Raw genomic sequence first — 18,323 nt, forward strand, 5'->3', positions numbered from 1 at the left:
GCACGATCTCCGGCTCTCCTACTAACAAATTCAGAAAAGAAGTTCTTGCCGCTTTTGGCTCACGGCGGAAACCGAAAACCTCCAACCGCGACGACAATTGGAATACCGCTCTATTCCGGTCCGCGATGTTTCGTGGGAAAGTTTGGCGGCATCAAGCGGCGGCGCCGGCCTGGCTTGAAGAGCCCGGTGCGTCAAAGCCCACGCGTGCCGACGCACATGACGCGGACGCACCTGACATCGCGAGGACTGCACGACCTTGAGCAATATCGACCAGACCGCAGGACCGATCGAACTGGCCCAGGCGACCACCGACGGGCATCTCAACGGAGCGGATCGGCGTCATGCGATCGGCCCGGCGACGCTGCAGGCCTTGTCATGGCTGGCGCCGGCGCTTCTGGTCGTGATCTGGGAAGCGCTGGCCCAAGGCGGCTACCTGTCGCCGCAGGTGCTGCCGGCTCCGAGCAAGATCCTGCGCACGGCCTACAAGCTGACGACGCAGGGGACCTTGCTCAATGATCTCGGCGTCAGCCTGTTGCGGGCGACTGCAGGCTTTGCGATCGGCGGCGCCATCGGCTTCGTCCTCGGCCTGCTCGTAGGTTTCTCCCGCCTCGCAGAAGCCCTCATCGATCGCAGCATTCAGATGATCCGCGCGATCCCCTTCCTGGCCGTGCTGCCGCTGGTGATCGTGTGGCTTGGCGTCGGCGAGGCCGAGAAGGTCTTCCTCGTTGCGCTCGGCGTCACCTTTCCGATCTACATCAACACGACACTCGGCATCCGGCAGGTCGATCCGAAGCTGATCGAGCTCGCGCGCGTACAGGGCCTGTCGCCGCTCGCATTGATCCGGCGCATCATTCTGCCCGGCGCCCTGCCCTCGATTCTCACAGGTGTGCGCTATGCGCTGGCGACCGCCTGGCTCGCGCTGGTCGTCGCCGAGACCATCGGCGCGCAATCGGGCCTCGGCTTCCTCGCGATGGACGCCCGCGAATTCCTGCGCACGGACGTGATCGTGCTGACGATCGTCATCTACGCGCTGATCGGCGTGCTCGCTGACCTGATCGCGCGTTGGCTGGAGCGACGGCTGCTCGCCTGGCATCCGAACTACGGAGCCGGGCGATGAGCGTCCATGAGGCTGCAGCGGCGCAGCGTCCGGCCGATCCAGCCGTGATCGTCAACGGCCTCCGCCGCGCCTATGGCGACCGGACCGTGATCCAGGGTCTCGACCTTCGTATCGAACGCGGCGAGTTCGTGGCGCTGCTGGGCGAGAGCGGATGCGGCAAGACAACACTGCTGCGCGCGCTCGCCGGTCTCGACCCGATCCAGGGCGGCCGGATCATCGTCCCCAAACGACCGGCGGTGGTGTTCCAGGAGCACCGCCTGCTGCCCTGGGACAGTCTATGGCGCAACGTTGCGCTCGGTCTCGACGGTCCGGACGCACGTGCGCGCGCAGCCGCCGCGCTGGCGGAGGTCGGATTGGGCGACCGGCTCGACGACTGGCCGCGCAACCTGTCCGGCGGCCAGGCGCAGCGCGTCGCCCTTGCTCGCGCGCTGGTGCAGCAGCCGCAGCTGTTGCTGCTCGACGAACCTTTCGCCGCGCTCGATGCGCTGACTCGCATTCGCATGCACGCGCTGGTGCGCGAGCTCGTCGCCACGCACCGGCCCGGTGTCCTGCTCGTCACGCATGACGTCGACGAGGCGATTGCGCTCGCCGACCGCATCCTGGTGATGCGGGGCGGGCGGATCGCCTTCGCGCACCGCGCTCATCGCGATGGCCTGGTCGCACGCGGCGACCTGCTGGCCGAACTCGGTGTGCTCGCCGCACACGCTCCCGCCTGATTGTTGGAAGGATCGACCATGTCTTCGGATGACTTCTCCCGCCGCCAGTTCCTCGGCACCGCCGCCTTCGGGATCGGCGCGCTCGCCGGACTGACCTTGACCGACGACGCCTGGGCGGCGCCAGGGCGCGTCACCGACACGGTGCGCCTCACATGGGGATTGTCGGGTCTCAACCTGATTGCCAAGGAGCGCGGCGCGTTCGAGAAGCTGCTCGCCCAGGACGGCATCAAGGTCGAATGGCTCGGGCCGTTCCCGAACCACGCGCCGACCTTGCAGGCCGTGACCGGCGGAACCGCCGATTTCTCGTTCGGCGGCTCCACGACTCCGGCGCTGGCGGCGATCATCGCCGGCTCCCCGCTGGTGTTCACGCAATTCGTCGTCTACGAGCCGCGCACCACGGCGATCATCGCGCGCGACGATTCCGGCATCAACAAGGTCGAGGACCTGGTCGGCAAATCGGTCGCCGTCAATCGCTCGGGCCTCGGCGAATTCCTGCTCGTCGCCGCGCTCGAGAAGCACAAGGTCGATCGCTCCAAGGTCAAGTTCGTCTATCTCAATCCGCCGGACGCGGCGCCGGCGCTCGCCTCCGGCAAGGTCGACGCCTGGTCGATGTGGAGTCCCGGCGTCGATATCGCCCGGCTCGACTACAAGGCGCACGACATCTTCCTGGAAGGCCGCGACCTCGAATTCCAGATCGACTACACCTCGTATCTGACGACCCGTAAGTTCGCTGCCGAAAATCCGGCGCTGGTCCGCGCGGTCAACGACGCCTTCCGCGCCGAAGGCAAATGGATCTCGGAAAACAGCAAGGAGGCGGAATACATCGCGCAGAAGGCGGGCAAATACAGCGACCAGGTGCGCGATCAGTTCATCGCGATGAACCGGCAGTACCGCTATTTCTCCGTCAACGACAAGCAGTTCGTCGCCGATCTGCAGAAGGCGGCGGACTGGCTGGCCGAGCGCAAGGTGCTGCCCGAGCCGGTCAAGGTCGCCGACCATCTCGCCCGGATCGAGGATCCGGCGCCGCAGCGCTGAAGCCGATCCGCTCCTCCTGGCATCATCGAGACCATCATGAACAAGCCGCTTTCGACCAAGACGCTCAGCGCCGAGACCCCGCTTCCTCCTGCACCAGGCGCGCTCGATGCGTTGCTGGCCGCGATCGCCGACGGCGAGCCGGAACGCGAGCGCGAGCGCATCCTGCCGCACCAGCAGATTGCGCTGATCAAGCAGGCGCGGCTCGGCGCACTGCGGCTGCCCGTCGCCGCGGGCGGCGGAGGCAGCTCGATCCGCGATCTGTTCGCGATCGTGATCCGGCTCGCCGAAGCGGATGCCAATGTGGCGCACATCCTGCGCAACCACTTCAGTGTGGTCGAGCGGCTGGTGCGCAATCCACGCGATGATCAGGCGCGCGAATGGCAGAAAGCGGTCGCCGGCGGCGCGATCATCGGGCTTGCCACGACCGAACTGGACAGCCCACAGGTCGGTAACATCACGCCAAACACGACCTTCACGCCGGATGGCGACGATTACCTCCTCAACGGCACGAAATACTACAGCACCGGGACGCTTTATTCCGATCTCGTGCTGGTGCGCGCTGCCGATCCGGATGGTCGTCCGGGCGCCACCATCATCCCCCTCGATCGCGACGGCATCGAGCTGATCGACGATTGGGACGGCATGGGGCAGCGCCTGACGGCGACCGGCACCACCCACTTCCGCAATGTCAGAGTCAAGCGGCAGGAGATCGTGTTCGACGCTCCGGACATCGGCTACGGCGTGCCCTACTCCAACACGTTCGCGCAGCTGTTCCTGACGGCGGCCGTCGCCGGCATCAGCCGCGCCGCTTTGCGCGACGCCATCGCACTGGTCCGCTCGCGCAAGCGCACATTCTATTATGCTCCGCACGAGAAGCCGACCGACGACCCGCTGCTGCAGCAGACGATCGGCCAGATCGCGAGCGCCGCGCATGCCGCCGAGACGGTCGTCCTGGTCGCGGCCGAAGCGCTCGACGCGGCGACGGACGCATTCGATGCCGGGCGAGCCGATGCCGAGGAGTTCGCGCACCGCGCCGCCTTGCTCTCGGCACAGGCCAAGATCGTCGCCGACGATGCCGCCATCCGCAATGGCGGCCTGATCTTCGATGTCGGCGGCGCCTCGTCGACCAAGAAGGCCACCAATTTCGATCGGCATTGGCGCAACGCGCGGACGCTGTCATCGCACAATCCGGTCACCTACAAGGAACGGGCGATCGGACAATTCCTGATCAACGGCACACCGCTTCCGGCCAAGGGCTTCTTCTGACCGACGGCGCTGCCGCGACGAGGGACACGACCCAAACGGCTCGTGCCCGAAGGAGGCGACGGATGAGCAAGCGTGACCTTCATCTCGTATCTGAGACCGCGTTCGATCCCCAGCACTTCCACTCGGCCCTGCGCCGTGTCGCAGCCGGCGTCAGCGTTGTGACCGCGGGCCGCGGCGAGGAGATCACCGGGGTGACCATCGCCTCTCTCATCTCGCTGTCATCAGAGCCGCCGCGGCTCATGATCAGTCTCGGCAATCGATCGTCAGCGTACCCGCTGATCGCGCGCGACGGCTGGTTCGGCATCAACATCCTCAGCTCGGATCAGCTCGCGCTCGCTGATCGCTTCAGCACGCCGCATCTGTCGGGACAGCAGAAGTTCGAGGGCATCGACTGGTCGCGCGGTCCGGCCGGCGTCCCGCTGCTGCAGCACGCCCAAGCTGCGATCGCGTGCGAGGTGGACGAGATCATCGAGCGCTACGCGCATGCGATCATCGTCGGCCGGCCCGACAGCGTCGAGCTTGCGCCCAAATTGTCGAGCCTGCTGTATTGGAACGACCAGTATGTCGAGGTCGACCGCAACGCGGATCTCGACCTGCTCGCCGAGGTCAGCGTGCCCTTGACCCATGTCCGGTGATGACGCGCATGCTCACGGAGACAACGGCATGAGCTCTCGCCCCATTACGGGATCGGGTCTGGACAACGCCACCTCGGCAGGCGAACGCTGGGGCCTCGATCGGCTGGTTGCGGAGCTGCGCGTGTCGCGGGAGGAGACGCACAGCATCCGCAAGGACGGCGTCATCCACCGGCCGCCGTCGCGCGAAAAGCTGGCGCAGGTCGTCTCGGCGCTGACCGAGGCCCTGTTCCCGCGCCACTATGGCCAATATGATCTCGATGGCGAGAACATCGACTATTTCGTCGGCCATCGGCTCAGCGTCGCGCTCGACCTGCTGTCCGACCAGATCCACCGCGCAGCCTTGTTCGTCGGCGATGAGCTGATCCCGGGCTTCCGGCCGCCCGAGGCCGTGGAGTTGACCCGCCGCTTCGCGGCCGAGTTGCCGGCCCTGCGCGGTATCCTGATCAGCGACCTGCGCGCCGCCTTCGTCGGCGATCCCGCCGCCAAGAGCTTCCCGGAGATCCTGATCGGCTATCCCGGCATGACCGCGATCATCCATCATCGGCTCGCCCATCTTCTCTATGGCCTCGGCACCCGCCTCGTTTCGCGGCTGATCGCCGAGATCGCGCATGCCCGCACCGGCATCGACATTCATCCGGGCGCGCAGATCGGCTCCGGCTTCTTCATCGATCACGGCACCGGCGTGGTGATCGGCGAGACCGCCATCATCGGCGACCACGTCCGGATCTATCAGGCCGTCACGCTCGGCGCGCGCCATTTCCCGACCGAGGAGGACGGGACGCTGATCAAGGGCGACGCCCGCCATCCGATCGTCGAGGACGATGTCGTGATCTATGCCGGCGCCACGATCCTGGGCCGCATCACGATCGGACGGGGATCGACGATCGGCGGCAATGTCTGGCTCACGCATGACGTGCCCGCGAACAGCGTCGTCACCCAGGCCTCGCTGCGCAACAAGGTCGGCGGGCCTGCGCTGCAGAAGTCATGATCGAAACGCCGCTCCTTGGTTCCTGATGAGGACGAGGTGATCATGCTCGCGCCGTGGTCAACAATGCAAATCCATTTCATCGACAGCATCGGGACAGAGCCGCTAGATTTTCATCCAGCGTAGCCGGCGTTCGTCGTTGCGATGGCAGCCGCGTTTCAACGGATTGCACGATGTTTGACCCTCTCGCCGTGATCAGCCTGCAGCAGGATACGCCAGGGCCTTCCACTCCCGATGGCCAGCTCCGTGACATCCACGACCACGCAGGCAGGCTGCGCCTGGAGCACCATGAACGAGGTCTCGCCTCCCGCGCCGGCATCAGCCGGCTTGCCCGCCCTATCGTCCGTCGCCTGCGATGGGTTCACCACCTGAGCGATGCATTCGCCCGCGATCCGCATTAGCCAGCGTCAGTCAGTCGATCACCGCTCCACATCCGACATCAGCGAGCCAAGACAAGAGCGCCCCATGAGCCAGCGTCGCCAACTGAACCTCAACCTCTTCATCTATCCCGGCGGCCATCACGAGGCAGCGTGGCGCTACAAGGGCTCGGCAGCGAGCCGGGCGCTCGATATCAGCTATTACCAGCAGCTGGCGCGCACGGCCGAGCACTATACGTTCGACGCGATCTTCTTCGCCGACGGTCCGGCATTGGCCGATAATGTGCGCTATGCGCAGCGCTTCCGCTTCGAGCCGATCACCTGGCTCTCGGCCATCGCCGCAGCCACCAGCCGCATCGGCCTGATCGGGACGGCCTCGACCACCTATCACGAGCCCTACAATCTGGCGCGGCTATACGCCTCGCTCGATCATCTCAGCGGCGGCCGCGCCGGCTGGAACATCGTCACCACCAGCGCGCCGCAGGCGGCGCAGAATTTCGGCCTGCCCGAGCATCCTGATCATCACGAGCGTTACGAGCGCGCCAAGGAGTTCCTCGACGTCGTCACCGCGCTGTGGGACAGCTGGGAGGACGACGCCGTCGTCAATGATCCGGCGTCCGGCATCTTTGCCGATACCGACAAGGTCCATCCGCTCAACCACGTCGGCAAGCATTTTCGCGTGCGCGGGCCGCTCAACGTACCGCGCTCGCCGCAGGGCCGGCCGGTCTATGTCCAGGCCGGCTCGTCCGAGGACGGCCGCGCCTTTGCAGCGCGCTTTGCGGAGGCGATCTTCACCGCGCACCAGACGCTGGCCAGCGCCCAGGAGTTCTATGCCGATATCAAGCGCCAGGCGCGGGCGCTCGACCGCAATCCCGATCACGTCAAGATCCTGCCCGGCATCAGCCCGTTCATCGGCTCGACCCAGGCCGAGGCCGATCGGCTGCAGGAGGAGTTCAACGACCTGATCCAGCCGGAGTACTCGCTGGTACAGCTGCGCCAGATGTTGGGGCTCGATCTCTCGGGCTTCGATCTCGATGGTCCGTTCCCGCGCCATCTGATCGAAACCGACGGCGCGCGTGGCGTCGCCAGCCGTTTCAAGCTCGTGGTCGACATCGTCGACCGCGAGAAGCCGACGATCCGGCAGCTCATCCAGCGCCTCGCCGGCGCCCGCGGCCATTGGGTGATCGCCGGCCCGCCAGAGAAGATCGCCGACAACATCCAGACCTGGTTCGAGAACGGTGCCGCCGACGGCTTCAACGTGATGCCGCCCTGGCTGCCCGGCGGCTTCGATCTGTTTGCCGAGCACGTCGTGCCGATCCTGCGCAAGCGCGGCCTGTTCCGCGAGGAGTATTCCGGCAAGACCCTGCGCGAGCACTACGGCCTGGAGCGGCCGGCCAGCCTCTACAGCCATCAGGTCCAGGCGATCGCCTGAGATCCTCAACCCGGGCGGCGCGGATGCCTTGCATGGCGTCAGCGCCGCCTTTCATTTGTTCAAGATCTGGAAGTCCCATGCATTGTTTGACGAGATTGCGTTTCCTCGGCCTGCTGGCTGTCTCCGTCCTGTCGATCGCCGCCGGTGACAACGCGCAGGCGCAGTCGGCCGAGAAGAAGGACCTGAAAGTCGGCTTCGTCCCCGGCCCCTATATCGACGAGTTCAAGATCGGCGTCGCGCCCGAGCTTGCGAAGAAGGGCTATCAGATCCGCTATGTCGAGTTCTCGACCGGCCTCGAAGCCAACAACGCCGTGTTCAAGAGCGAGATCGATGCGAACGTCATGCAGCACACGGTGTTCCTGAACTCCTACAATGAGCGGCAGAAGACCGACCTGGTCGGCATCGTCCACGTGCCGACCCCACCGATGGGGATCTATTCCAAGAAGCACCCGCTGGGCACCAAGATCGGCGCTGGCGCCAAGGTCGCGGTGCCGAACGATCCTGTCAACCTGCAGCGGGCGTTGTGGATCCTGCGCGATCTCGGTCTGGTCGAGATCCGCGATTCCAAGCCGATCGACGTCACCGAGCTCGATGTCGTCAAGAACCCCGGTGGTATCAAGATCATCCCGCTCGAGGCCGCGCAGGCGCCGCGTGCGCTCGACGACGTCGACTTCGCCGCCATCCAAGGCAATTTCGCGATCTTCAGCGGCCTGAAGCTGACCAACGCCTTCGCGCTGGAAAAGATGACGGCGCCCTATATCAACGTCGTCGCCGTCAAGCGTGACAATGCCGAGACCGCATGGGCCAAGGACATCGTCGCCGCCTACAAGTCGCCGGGCTTCAAGGCCGCCATCCTCGCCGATCGCTTCTATGACGGCTTCACGCTGCCCGACTACATGAAGTGATCGGTGCCGGCGGCCCGTGATCATCATGGGCCGCCGCTGCTATCAGTATCTGCTGATCGCTACTTCAATCCGAAGCCGAGCGCGCGCAGCGCCTCGGTCAGCCTGTCGCGGCCGTTGAGCGCCTTCGCCGAGCCGAGCCGGTTCAGCACCGTTTCCCGCCAGCCGACCGGCGCCACGCCCTGGCTGGTCTGGAAGTCGCGCAGCGTCTCGTCATAGGCGGCGATGCCGTGGATCTCGTCCGTCGGCGCATAGCGCTCGCGATGCAGAACCATGCTCTGGCGCAGCCGTGGCTTGACGTCCTCGCCGGCCGCCTGATCGGCATAACCGACACAGAGGCCGAACACGGCGAGCACGTTCGGCGGCAGGCCGAGCTCCTCGGCCACCGCCTGCGGGCGGTTTCGGATCGCGCCGATATAGACCGAGCCAAGGCCGAGCGCCTCGAGCACCACCACGGCATTCTGGGCTGCGAGGGCCGCGTCGATGATCGCGACGAACAGCGTCTCCAGGAAATGGATGCCATCGTCGGGGCGTCCTTCGCGCTTGGCCAGACGCTCCGCCCGCGACAGATCGGCGAGCCAGACCAGGAACAGCGGCGCCTCGCGGATATGCTTCTGACCGCCGGCGAACTCCGACAGGCGCTGCTTGCGCCCCTGATCCTCCACCGCCACGACGCTCCAGGTCTGCAGATTCGAGGACGATGCGGCCGACTGGGCCGCGGCCACCAAGGTCTCGACGGTGTGCGGCGGCACCGGATCCGGCCGATAGCTGCGGATCGAGCGGTGCGCCAGCAGGTGACCGAGAATGTCGTCGGCACCGGAGGCGAGCTCTGGAATATGCGCGCCATATCGCTTGCGCAGCGCCGCCGAGATCTCGTCTTCGGCCGCCGTTGGCTTTCTCGTCTCGATGATCGTCATTCCCTCGTCCTCATGTCGGTCCGTACATCATTGTACCAGCCGATGCGCGAATGAGCTGGCGCGTCGATCCGCAGCAAAGCCCACCGGGCAGGCGACGACAATCCCCTGCAAGATCATACGTCCATTGTCGACGCGCCCCACTACTCCGCGGCCTGGGCCGCAGCGGCCGTCTCAATCACCGGTTTACGCAATCCTGCCTGCTCCATCAGGGGCAGCACGCGGCGGCCAAAGAAGTCGAGGTCCGGCTTGAAGTCGTAGAACGACAGCTGCAGGCCGTCGACGCCGGCTTTCTTGAGCTGCACGAACTGCTCGACCACCTGCTCCGGCGTGCCGATCACCTCGATATTGCCGCCGATCGCCCGGCGCTTCGGCGCGTCGACGCCGACGCGGCCGCGCCAGGCATGCGCGTCGCTGTCGAGCTTGTGGAAGTCGCCGACCGGATCGGCATGGGCCACGATCGCGTCATGATAGGCCCAGGTTTCTCGTTCGGTCTCGCGGCAGATCACCATCGGATTGAGCAGCGTGCGGACCTCGCGGCCGATGTCGCGCGCGGCCTGCTTGACCCTGGCGGTGTGCGCCGGCAGCGCCGGAAGGGCGCTCTCGAAACTGGAGCCCGCCGGGCTGGTGATGAAGACGATATCCGAATAGCGCGCGGCGAAGGCGATGCCGGCGTCGGAGCCGGTGGCGTTGACGAGCACCGGCCGGCCGAAGCGCGGCTTCGGCGTCACAAAGGCGTTGTTGAGCTTCCACGACGACTGGCCGGAGAACGAGTAGTTCTCGGTGTCGCTCCACAGCCGCTGCAGCACTTCAAGAAACTCGGCGGCGAGCTCGTAGCGGCGGTCATGATCGATCCGGCTCCAGCCGAACGCCTCATGCTCGGCGGCGCGGTGGCCGGTCACGACGTTGATACCCCAGCGGCCATTGGAGATATGGTCGAGCGTGGCGCCATATTTCGCAAGATGCAGCGGATGCCACGGGCCATACAGCACATGAATCGTCGAGATCAGGATGATGCGCCGGGTCAGGCTGGTCAGGGCCGAGGTGGTGATGAAGGAGTCGAGCGCCTCGCCGGTGAACACGCCGCCATAGCCGCCCTTCGGCAGCCATTGTGACAATGCGAACACCAGATCGAAGCCGAGGTTTTCCGCCGTCAGCACCAGATCGCGGTTATAGTCGAAATGCCACGACGTGGTGCGCGGCAGGGTCGAGGCGCTCCAGCCGCCCGCCTGGATCGGCAGGAAAAGGCCGAGCAGCAGCGGCTGCGTCAGTGCACGCGACAGCGGGCTCTCAGGCCAATCGGCGGGGCCGCGAAAACCGTCGAGATCGACCAGTGCCCCCGGGCGATGCGTGATAATCGTCATGCTGTCCTCTTGTCGTCTGCGCCGGCTGCGCCCGCAGCCGCTTCGCCGGCGCGACGAAACACGGTCTCCATCAGCCATTGCTCGTTCGGAAATTGACCGGCCCATTCATCCCAGCCGGAATGCTGGCGGTATTGGCCGAGACGGCCAGAGGCGAGCGCCGTCTCCTGCGTGATCGCCACGCGGCGGTCGCAATCGGGCGCGACGTAGATCGCGTCGGCACGGCAATAGAGCTCGCACATGAAGCAGGTCTGGCAATCTTCCACCCGGGCCAGTTGCGGCGGCCCGGATGGCGCCCGTTCCAGCACATTGGTCGGGCACACCTCGACGCAGGCGCCGCAATCGGTACAGCGATCGGCGACAATCAGCTCGATCATGACGCAGCTTCCAGCTCGCGCGCCGAGGATTGCGGCTCCCGCGCCGTATCAGCAGTGACCTCAATCCGATCGAAGCCGCGGCTCAACAGCCGCACCGCAAGCTGCGGATCGAGCCCTGGATGATCCACCCTGCGATGCAGGCCCCTGCTCTCGGTGCGGCGGCGTGCCGTGGCGACCGCCCAGCGCGCGCTCGCGACCAACGCCGCTGTTTCGCGTGACCGCAAGGTTTCGCCGGCTGCATGATCGACGATCTCGCGCCAGAGTCCGTCGAGCGCGCGCTGCGAGGCGGCCAGCGTCGCCTCCTGCCGAAACAGCGTCTTCTCGAACGGATGCATCTCGGCACGCACACCGGCCCTGATCGCCTCGAGATCGATGGCCCTGGTACGACCGTGCGGATGCAGGCCGGCACGTCCGAGCGGCCTCAACACAGCAGCGGGCGGTCCGATCTCGCGCGCCAGCCGCGCTGCAGCCTGCCCGGCCCGGATGCCTGAACTCAGTGCCCAGGCCGAATTGACATTGCCGCCGCCGGAGATCGCACCGGCGACCTTTTCGCGCGAGGCATTGTCGCCGGCCACGAACAGCCCTGGTACCGCGGTGCGGCCATCGACGGCGTCGACCTTGACGCCACCGAGGCCGCGGATCGTGCCGTCATTGTGCAGCGTGACCTCGAAGCGATCGCGATAAGGGTCGATGCCCCAGCGATCGAACACCAATGGCACGTTCGGCGAAATCGTATGCAGGCGCGCCTTGATGTCGTCGGGCAGACGGTGGAGCGAGCAAAACACCGGACCGGCGAGCAGCGCTTTCGCGAGCCCGACCGTCTGCTGAGGTCCGAACGGCAGATCGAGCTCGCGCCCGTCGCCGTCGTAGTAGGTCGCGAAGGAATACGCCATGCTGCGCGTCATGGTCGAATGAGCCGGCGCGATCGTGTAGGCCGCGGTGAACTCCATGCCGGAAAGCTCGGCACCGGCTTCCGCCGCAAGCAGATAGCCGTCACCGGTGTTGGTCCGCGATCCCAACAGATGCGACAGGAAGCTGGTGCCGCCAGCCGCGAGCACGGTCGCCCCCGCCGCGACCTGATACGGACGGCCGCCATCCTGCCGGCGCTGGCCACGGGCGCCACCAATCGAACCGTCACTGCGCGCCAGCAGTTCCAGCACCGGCGAATGGTCGAGAATGGTGACACCATGCTCGCAGGCGAAGGCGCGCAGCGCGCGCATATATTCGGGACCACGCACGGCGCGATGGTTCGCGCGGCCGTCGTCGTCGATGCCGAACGCATAGTGGCCCGACAGGGTCGGCAAAGAGCGCCAGGTCTCCCCGATGATGGCATGCATCCAGGCGGCTTCGCCGAGACCAAGTCCCGCGGCAACGCGCTGGCTGACAGCCTGCTCGCGCGCTCCCGGCGGAACCCACCAATGACCGGGCCCGGCTGCCGCCGTGACGCCGCTGGTGCCGCAATAGCCCTTGTCGACCAGGATCACGCGAGCGCCCGAGCGCGCGGCAGACACCGCGGCCCAGGCGCCGGCCATGCCGCCGCCGATGACGAGCACGTCGGCCGTGAGCGCCAATCGATCTGGCACGGAGACGGTCATCACACCACCGGATCGGTCTTTGGCCAGCCCGAGGTTCCTGTCCGTTGTGTCCCCGTGCGCAGCCCAACCATGTTTCCAGCTCCGAAGCCGTGCGCGAACGACGCAGGCCGGCGCATCGTCATTCAGCGCAGCGCCGCTGGCAATTTCAGAGTTGCGCGATTCTCGGCGCCTCCATTCTCGCGACAATCGTTGATCGAGAAAATTTCAGTTGAGCGGCTCAAGCATCCGAAACCGCTAATGGCACGAGCTCGCCTGCATAACAATTCTATCGCGCCACCGCCTGCTGCGGCACAGTTTCGACAACAATCTGGATTTTCCTGGAACAATGCCGACAGGAAAAGGGCGTCGGATAGAATATTCGTCTTTCCGAATCCGGCCGGCGGTTTGCGTGTTAGATTATGAATCCTACGCATGGTCGGCACGCGAGAGAAAAGGCATCTTTGCATGAGCCGTTTTTCGGAACGACACGTGATCATCGTCGGTGGCGGAGCATCCGGCGTTCTGCTGGCCTATCAGTTGCTGCAGCAGGCCCATTCCAACGTCCGCGTTACCCTGATCGAGAAGCGCCCGGAGGTCGGCCGCGGGCTCGCCTACCACACCGGAAATGCCGATCATCTGCTGAACGTGCGTGCCGCCAATATGAGCGCGCTGCCTGAGGATCCTGATCATTTCTGGCGCTGGCTGTCGTCTCATGAGCACGGACAGCAGCTCTGTCCCGACCCGTTCTGCTTTGTACCACGCCGCCTCTATGGCGATTACATTGCGAGCCTCATCGCACCGTTCCTGGCCGAGGACGATGGCGCGCGCCGTCTGACCATCATTCGCGGCGAATGTGTCGCTGTCAGCGAGGGTGCCAGCGGCGTCACCGTCAGCCTCGCCGACGGCACGCGTCAGCTCGGCGACGTCGCCGTGCTCGCGACCGGCCACGATGCCGCGGTTCCGCGCTCGGCCTGGCACGCTGATCCATGGATCTCCCCTTCCGTGCCGGGCTTCAGCCAGGATGCGACGGTGCTGATTCTCGGCACCGGCCTGACCATGGCGGACTACGTGCTGTCGCTGCTACGCGCCGGCCATCGCGGCCCGATCGTGGCGATGTCGCGCCGCGGGCTCATGGCCAAGGGCCATCGGCGCATCGCGCCCTGCAAGATCAGCGAGGACGAGATTCCGTTCGGCGCTCCCGGCAGCACGCTGCTGCGCTGGTTCCGCCAACGCATTGCCGCCCACGTCGCTGACGGAGGCGACTGGCGCGGCGTCATCGATGCGATCAGGCCGTTCAGCCACCGGCTGTGGCACGAATTGCCACAGTCATCGAAGCGCAGCTTTCTGGAGCATGCGCGGGCGTGGTGGGACGTCCACCGGCATCGGATGGCACCGGAGGTCGAGGCGCGTATCGCAACAGCGATCGCGGATGGGCAACTGCGCATTGCCGCAGCCAAGCTCGTCAAGATCGATGGCGGCTCCGTCGCTGGACGGGCGCATTATCGCCGCCGCGGCCGCAGCGAGATCGAGACCCTGGAGGTCGGCGCCGTGATCGACTGCACGGGCATCGTCAGGGATCCTCGCGCCACGGCCAATCCGGCGGTGCGCAGCCTGTTCGATCAAGGGCTCGCGCGCTGTGATCCGCTCCGGATCGGCATCGAGGTCACGGCCGATTGCGCCGTCGTCGGCGCCGATGGCACGCCCTCGCAACGCCTGTTCGCAATCGGCCCGCTGACCCGCGCCGCCTTCTGGGAGATCATCGCCATCCCAGACATCCGCAGTCAGTGCGCTGCGCTTGCCAATCGATTGGTGCAAGCGCAGCCGATCGAGGTGCCGCCGCGCGAGGCGCCGGCACTCGCCGCCGCTCCCGATCACCAGGTCGCGATATAGGTTCCCTTGAAGCGGGTCTCCAGGAATGCCTTGACCGGCTCGGACTGATAGGCCTCGATCAGCTGCTTGACCCAGGGCTTGTCCTTGTCATCCTCGCGGACCGCGAGGATGTTGACCCACGGCCCTTCGGCGTTCTCGCGCGCGATCGCGTCCTTGGCTGGATTGAGTCCCGCCTGGACCGCGTAATTGTTGTTGATCGAGACGAGATCGACGTCGGCGAGCGCGCGTGGCAGCTGTGCCGCATCGAGCTCGACGAATTTGAGCTTCTTCGGATTGTCGGTGATATCGGCAACGGTGGCTGCGACGTTGTTGGGGTCCTTCAGCTTGATCACGCCGTGCAATGCCAGGATCATCAGCCCGCGCGCGCCATTCGAGGGATCATTGGCAATCGCGACGCGGGCGCCCTCGGGCAGCTCGGCCAAGCTCTTGTACTTCTGCGAATACACGCCCTGCGGCGAGGCGATCGTGGTCGCGACCTTGACGATCTTCCAGCCGGTCTTGGCGATCTGGTTTTTCAGATAGGGCTCGTGCTGGAACGAGTTGGCTTCGAGGTCCTTCAGCGCCAAGGCCTGGTTAGGAATGACGTAGTCGGTAAATTCGACGACCTTGATGTCGAGCCCGCGCTCGGCGCCGACCTTCTTCACCACGTCGAGTATCTCAGCATGCGGCCCGGCGGTGACGCCGACACGAATGGTCTCGGCCCGTACGGGCGTGAGCAGCGACACGAGGGCAGCCAGGGCAACGACAGGAAGGCGCATTCAAGTCTCCAACGAAACAAACAAGTTCCGCCGCTCACTAGCGCCGCTGCCATTCGCGTTCAATTGCAGCCGCGAACAAAGCAACGAAGACGCTATGGATCCGCGCCGCCCGATCCGGATATTCTCCCACCAAGGGTTTTCATGACCGGTTTGTTCTCGTCCCCCGACCGAGATCATGGCCCGCGAGATCGCCCGCATGCCGTTGTGCGCATGCGGGCTGCGCAATTCGATCAGTTGAACAGGTCCGGCTCCTGCGCCGTGATCCAGTCCCACAACGGCTGGAAGCTGAAATAGCCGCCCTTATGAGTGCCGACCTGCCCCGCAGTATGTTTCGCAATGTCGTGCGGGATCGGTTTGGTCGGGCCTGCCGCCTCGGCCAGCAGCTGGGTGCGCGCAGCGTTGTCCATCGCGATGTACCACCACGCCGCGGCTTCGATGGTCGGGCCGACCGTGAGCAAGCCGTGGTTCTGCAGGATCGCAGCCTTCCTGCTGCCGAGCGCAGCTGCGATCTTCTTCCCCTCATCGGCGTTGAGCACGACGCCGGTGAACGGATCGAACAGCACGTGATCGTCGTAGAACGCGCAGGAATCCTGGGTCAAAGGGTCGAGCAGCCGGCCGAGCGCCGAGAACGCCTTTCCGTAGGTCGAATGCGTATGGGCAGCGGCAATCACCTGCGGATGGGCCGCATGAATCGCGGAATGGATGACGAAGCCGGCCTGGTTGATCGGCTTGTCGCCGATCAGGATGTTCCCGTCGTGATCGACGAGTTGCAGATCGGACACCTTGATCTGGCTGAAATGCGTCGACAACGGATTGATCCAGAACCGGTCGGGGAATTCCGGATCGCGCACGGTGACGTGTCCGGCCAGACCCTGATCGAAGCCGTAGCGGGCGAACAGGCGGAAGGTCGCCGCGAGCCGCTGCTTGCGATGCAGCCGCTCCTCCGCGAAGGTCGCTGCCGGCTGACGCTCGACGAGCGCAAATTTCCGGGGTCGTTCGACGAACTCATTCATGTCGTTTCACCTCTTGCACCGAGCCCCCGCGCCATGCCGCCGGACGAGCTCACTGCCGTCATGGTAGAACGAACCTTGCGAGACGATCTTTTCAAAGATCAGGGCTCGCCGGCAATACCGGCAAGCCCTCCTCCGCCAGGCTCGATCCAAACCATCTCTGCCGCGCCTGAACGGGCCGCACGACTCAGCGATGCCGCAGCCGCCGATTCAGCCGGCGCGCCAGATGATCGCCGACCGTCTGCACGGTTTGCACCAGCACGATCAGGACGACGACCACGGCCAGCATCATCTCCGGCATGAAGCGCTGATAGCCATAGCGAATGCCGAGATCGCCGAGGCCGCCGCCGCCCACCGCCCCCACCATCGCCGAATAGCCGAGCAGGCTGACGACCGCGAGGGTCAGAGCCAGGACAAGGCCGGGCAGTGCTTCCGGAATCAGCACCTTGAACACGATCTGCAGCGGCGTCGCGCCGAACGAGGATGCGGTCTCGATCAGACCGCCATCAACCTCGCGAATGGCCGCCTCGACCAGCCGCGCGATGAACGGCGTCGCGGCCACGGTCAACGGCACGATCGCCGCGCCCGATCCGATCGACGTACCGGCCACGAGACGCGTGAAGGGAATGATGGCGACGACGAGGATGATGAAAGGCGTCGAGCGCGTGGCATTCACGACGACGCCGAGGATCGCATTGACCGAGGGCGCTGCGAACAGCTCCCCCTTGCGACTGGTCGCCAGGAAGATGCCGAGCGGCAGCCCGAGCGAGGTCGCGACCAGCGCAGCGGTCGAGACCATGAACAGGCTTTCGCCAGTGGCCTGGATGATCAGATTGATGAGCTCAGGAGACATAGCCGAGGCGCTCCGCTGCGAACTGGTGCTGTGAGAGATAGGCCAGGGTCTGCCGGGCCGCCGCTTCGCCGCCGGGAACGCCCAGGATCAGCGAGCCGACAGGCTGGCCGCCGATCTCGTCGATCCGCGCCGCCAACAGCGCAACGTCGACCGACAGCTCGCGCGCCAGCCGCGCCACCAGGGTATCGCCGGCGTGGGAGCCGCGCACCTGAACGCGGATGACCGCCTGTCCGAGCGGCGCCGGCTGCTGCACGAGGCGGCTGGCCAGCGACACCGGCACGGCGTCGCCAAGCACTTCCGCAAGGAATGTCTGCGTGGTCGCATGTTTCGGATGGGTGAAGATGTCGGCGACATGGCCGCGCTCGACCACGCGGCCGTCATCGATCACCACGACTTCCTTCGCGAGCTGGCGGACGACCGACATCTCGTGGGTGATGAGGATGATGGTCACGCCGAGCTCGCGGTTGATGTTCGCGAGCAGATCAAGGATCGCCCGCGTGGTCTGCGGGTCCAGCGCCGACGTCGCTTCATCCGACAACAAGACGTTCGGCCGCGTCGCCAGCGCACGCGCGATGCCGATGCGCTGCTTCTGGCCGCCGGACAGCTCAGACGGGTAGCGGTCGTGCTTGTCGGCGATGTCGACGAGCTCCAGCAGTTCGGCGACGCGCGTCCGGATGTCCGCCTTCGACCAGCCGGCGACCTCCAGCGGCAGAGCGATGTTGTCGGCCGCCGTGCGCGAGGACAGCAGGTTGAAGTGCTGGAAGATCATGCCGATCGAGCGCTGCGCAAGCCGCAGCGGCTGACCGCGCAGCGCCGAGATGTCGCGGCCATCGACAATGACGCGGCCCGTGGTCGGCTTCTCCAGCCCGTTGATCAGCCTGACAAGACTCGACTTGCCGGCACCGGAGCGTCCGATCACGCCGGTGATCGCGCCGCGGGCGATCGCAAAATCGACATCTTTGAGCGCCTCGACGGCTGGCTTGTCGCGATAGGCGGGATAAGTCTTGGACAATCGCTCGAAGCGGACCATCGGCTCGGCGATGAGACCTTCGGGCAACGCGGGCTCCGCCGGCCGGATCGGCTCGGCAATGGATGGGTGAGCATTCATGGAGTGACCTTGG

At 65.7% G+C, this 18,323-nt stretch carries 17 protein-coding genes; 9 read left to right on the forward strand and 8 right to left on the reverse strand.

From position 1 onward, the window contains the following. Positions 1–256: 256 nt before the first annotated feature. From HL671_RS09530 to HL671_RS09570, 8 genes are all read left to right on the forward strand, one after another. Complete coding sequence (locus HL671_RS09530; protein WP_012043421.1) at positions 257–1,117, forward strand: ABC transporter permease subunit; 861 nt, start codon at positions 257–259, stop codon at positions 1,115–1,117. After that, a complete protein-coding gene (locus HL671_RS09535; protein ID WP_172236255.1) occupies positions 1,114–1,833 on the forward strand; it encodes an ABC transporter ATP-binding protein in 720 nt (239 codons plus the stop codon). Before HL671_RS09530 ends, HL671_RS09535 begins: the two co-directional genes overlap by 4 nt. An 18-nt stretch (positions 1,834–1,851) precedes the next feature. After that, the gene (locus tag HL671_RS09540) at positions 1,852–2,868 is read left to right on the forward strand and encodes an NrtA/SsuA/CpmA family ABC transporter substrate-binding protein (RefSeq protein WP_172236256.1); all 1,017 of its coding nucleotides are present in this window, start codon (positions 1,852–1,854) and stop codon (positions 2,866–2,868) included. A gap of 36 nt (positions 2,869–2,904) precedes the next feature. Continuing rightward, the gene (locus tag HL671_RS09545) at positions 2,905–4,134 is read left to right on the forward strand and encodes an acyl-CoA dehydrogenase family protein (protein WP_172236257.1); all 1,230 of its coding nucleotides are present in this window, start codon (positions 2,905–2,907) and stop codon (positions 4,132–4,134) included. 62 nt (positions 4,135–4,196) lie between these two features. After that, entirely contained in the window at positions 4,197–4,769 is a 573-nt protein-coding gene (locus tag HL671_RS09550) for a flavin reductase family protein (RefSeq protein ID WP_012043417.1), read from the forward strand. A gap of 28 nt (positions 4,770–4,797) precedes the next feature. Next, entirely contained in the window at positions 4,798–5,757 is a 960-nt protein-coding gene (gene epsC, locus HL671_RS09555) for a serine O-acetyltransferase EpsC (RefSeq protein WP_172236258.1), read from the forward strand. Positions 5,758–6,219: 462 nt separating this feature from the next. Next, positions 6,220–7,563, forward strand: a complete 1,344-nt coding sequence (locus HL671_RS09565) for an LLM class flavin-dependent oxidoreductase (RefSeq protein ID WP_012043414.1) — start codon at positions 6,220–6,222, stop codon at positions 7,561–7,563. Positions 7,564–7,640: 77 nt separating this feature from the next. Next, on the forward strand, positions 7,641–8,468 hold the full coding sequence (locus HL671_RS09570; RefSeq protein WP_172236260.1) for a MetQ/NlpA family ABC transporter substrate-binding protein: 828 nt from the start codon (positions 7,641–7,643) through the stop codon (positions 8,466–8,468). Positions 8,469–8,527: 59 nt separating this feature from the next. On the opposite strand, the gene HL671_RS09575 is transcribed toward HL671_RS09570, so the two are convergent. From HL671_RS09575 to HL671_RS09590, 4 genes are all read right to left on the reverse strand, one after another. Next, positions 8,528–9,382, reverse strand: coding sequence for an NADPH-dependent oxidoreductase (locus HL671_RS09575; RefSeq protein WP_172236261.1), 855 nt, complete (start codon positions 9,380–9,382; stop codon positions 8,528–8,530). Positions 9,383–9,522: 140 nt separating this feature from the next. Then, complete coding sequence (locus HL671_RS09580) at positions 9,523–10,743, reverse strand: LLM class flavin-dependent oxidoreductase (protein WP_168167895.1); 1,221 nt, start codon at positions 10,741–10,743, stop codon at positions 9,523–9,525. Then, entirely contained in the window at positions 10,740–11,117 is a 378-nt protein-coding gene (locus tag HL671_RS09585) for a 4Fe-4S dicluster domain-containing protein (RefSeq protein ID WP_172236262.1), read from the reverse strand. The genes HL671_RS09580 and HL671_RS09585 overlap by 4 nt, the downstream gene beginning before the upstream one ends. Then, the gene (locus tag HL671_RS09590) at positions 11,114–12,712 is read right to left on the reverse strand and encodes an FAD-dependent oxidoreductase (protein WP_172236263.1); all 1,599 of its coding nucleotides are present in this window, start codon (positions 12,710–12,712) and stop codon (positions 11,114–11,116) included. The genes HL671_RS09585 and HL671_RS09590 overlap by 4 nt, the downstream gene beginning before the upstream one ends. 444 nt (positions 12,713–13,156) lie before the next feature. Here HL671_RS09590 and HL671_RS09595 point away from each other — a divergent pair, with 444 nt between their 5' ends. Then, positions 13,157–14,581, forward strand: coding sequence for an FAD/NAD(P)-binding protein (locus HL671_RS09595; protein WP_041750663.1), 1,425 nt, complete (start codon positions 13,157–13,159; stop codon positions 14,579–14,581). Here HL671_RS09595 and HL671_RS09600 read toward each other — a convergent pair. From HL671_RS09600 to HL671_RS09615, 4 genes are all read right to left on the reverse strand, one after another. After that, positions 14,563–15,339, reverse strand: coding sequence for a MetQ/NlpA family ABC transporter substrate-binding protein (locus HL671_RS09600; protein ID WP_012043407.1), 777 nt, complete (start codon positions 15,337–15,339; stop codon positions 14,563–14,565). The two genes, HL671_RS09595 and HL671_RS09600, sit on opposite strands and share 19 nt — an antisense overlap. Before the next feature lie 230 nt (positions 15,340–15,569). Continuing rightward, positions 15,570–16,352 carry a class II aldolase/adducin family protein gene (locus HL671_RS09605; RefSeq protein ID WP_012043406.1) on the reverse strand — a complete coding sequence of 261 codons (783 nt, stop codon included), beginning with the start codon at positions 16,350–16,352 and terminating at the stop codon, positions 15,570–15,572. 184 nt (positions 16,353–16,536) lie between these two features. Continuing rightward, the gene (locus HL671_RS09610) at positions 16,537–17,202 is read right to left on the reverse strand and encodes a methionine ABC transporter permease (RefSeq protein WP_172236264.1); all 666 of its coding nucleotides are present in this window, start codon (positions 17,200–17,202) and stop codon (positions 16,537–16,539) included. Then, the gene (locus HL671_RS09615) at positions 17,192–18,310 is read right to left on the reverse strand and encodes a methionine ABC transporter ATP-binding protein (RefSeq protein WP_041750662.1); all 1,119 of its coding nucleotides are present in this window, start codon (positions 18,308–18,310) and stop codon (positions 17,192–17,194) included. Before HL671_RS09615 ends, HL671_RS09610 begins: the two co-directional genes overlap by 11 nt. Between the last annotated feature and the right edge of the window lie 13 nt (positions 18,311–18,323).

Origin of the sequence: Bradyrhizobium denitrificans (genome assembly GCF_013179005.1) — a bacterium.
GTDB classification, from domain to species: Bacteria; Pseudomonadota; Alphaproteobacteria; order Rhizobiales; family Xanthobacteraceae; genus Bradyrhizobium; species Bradyrhizobium denitrificans.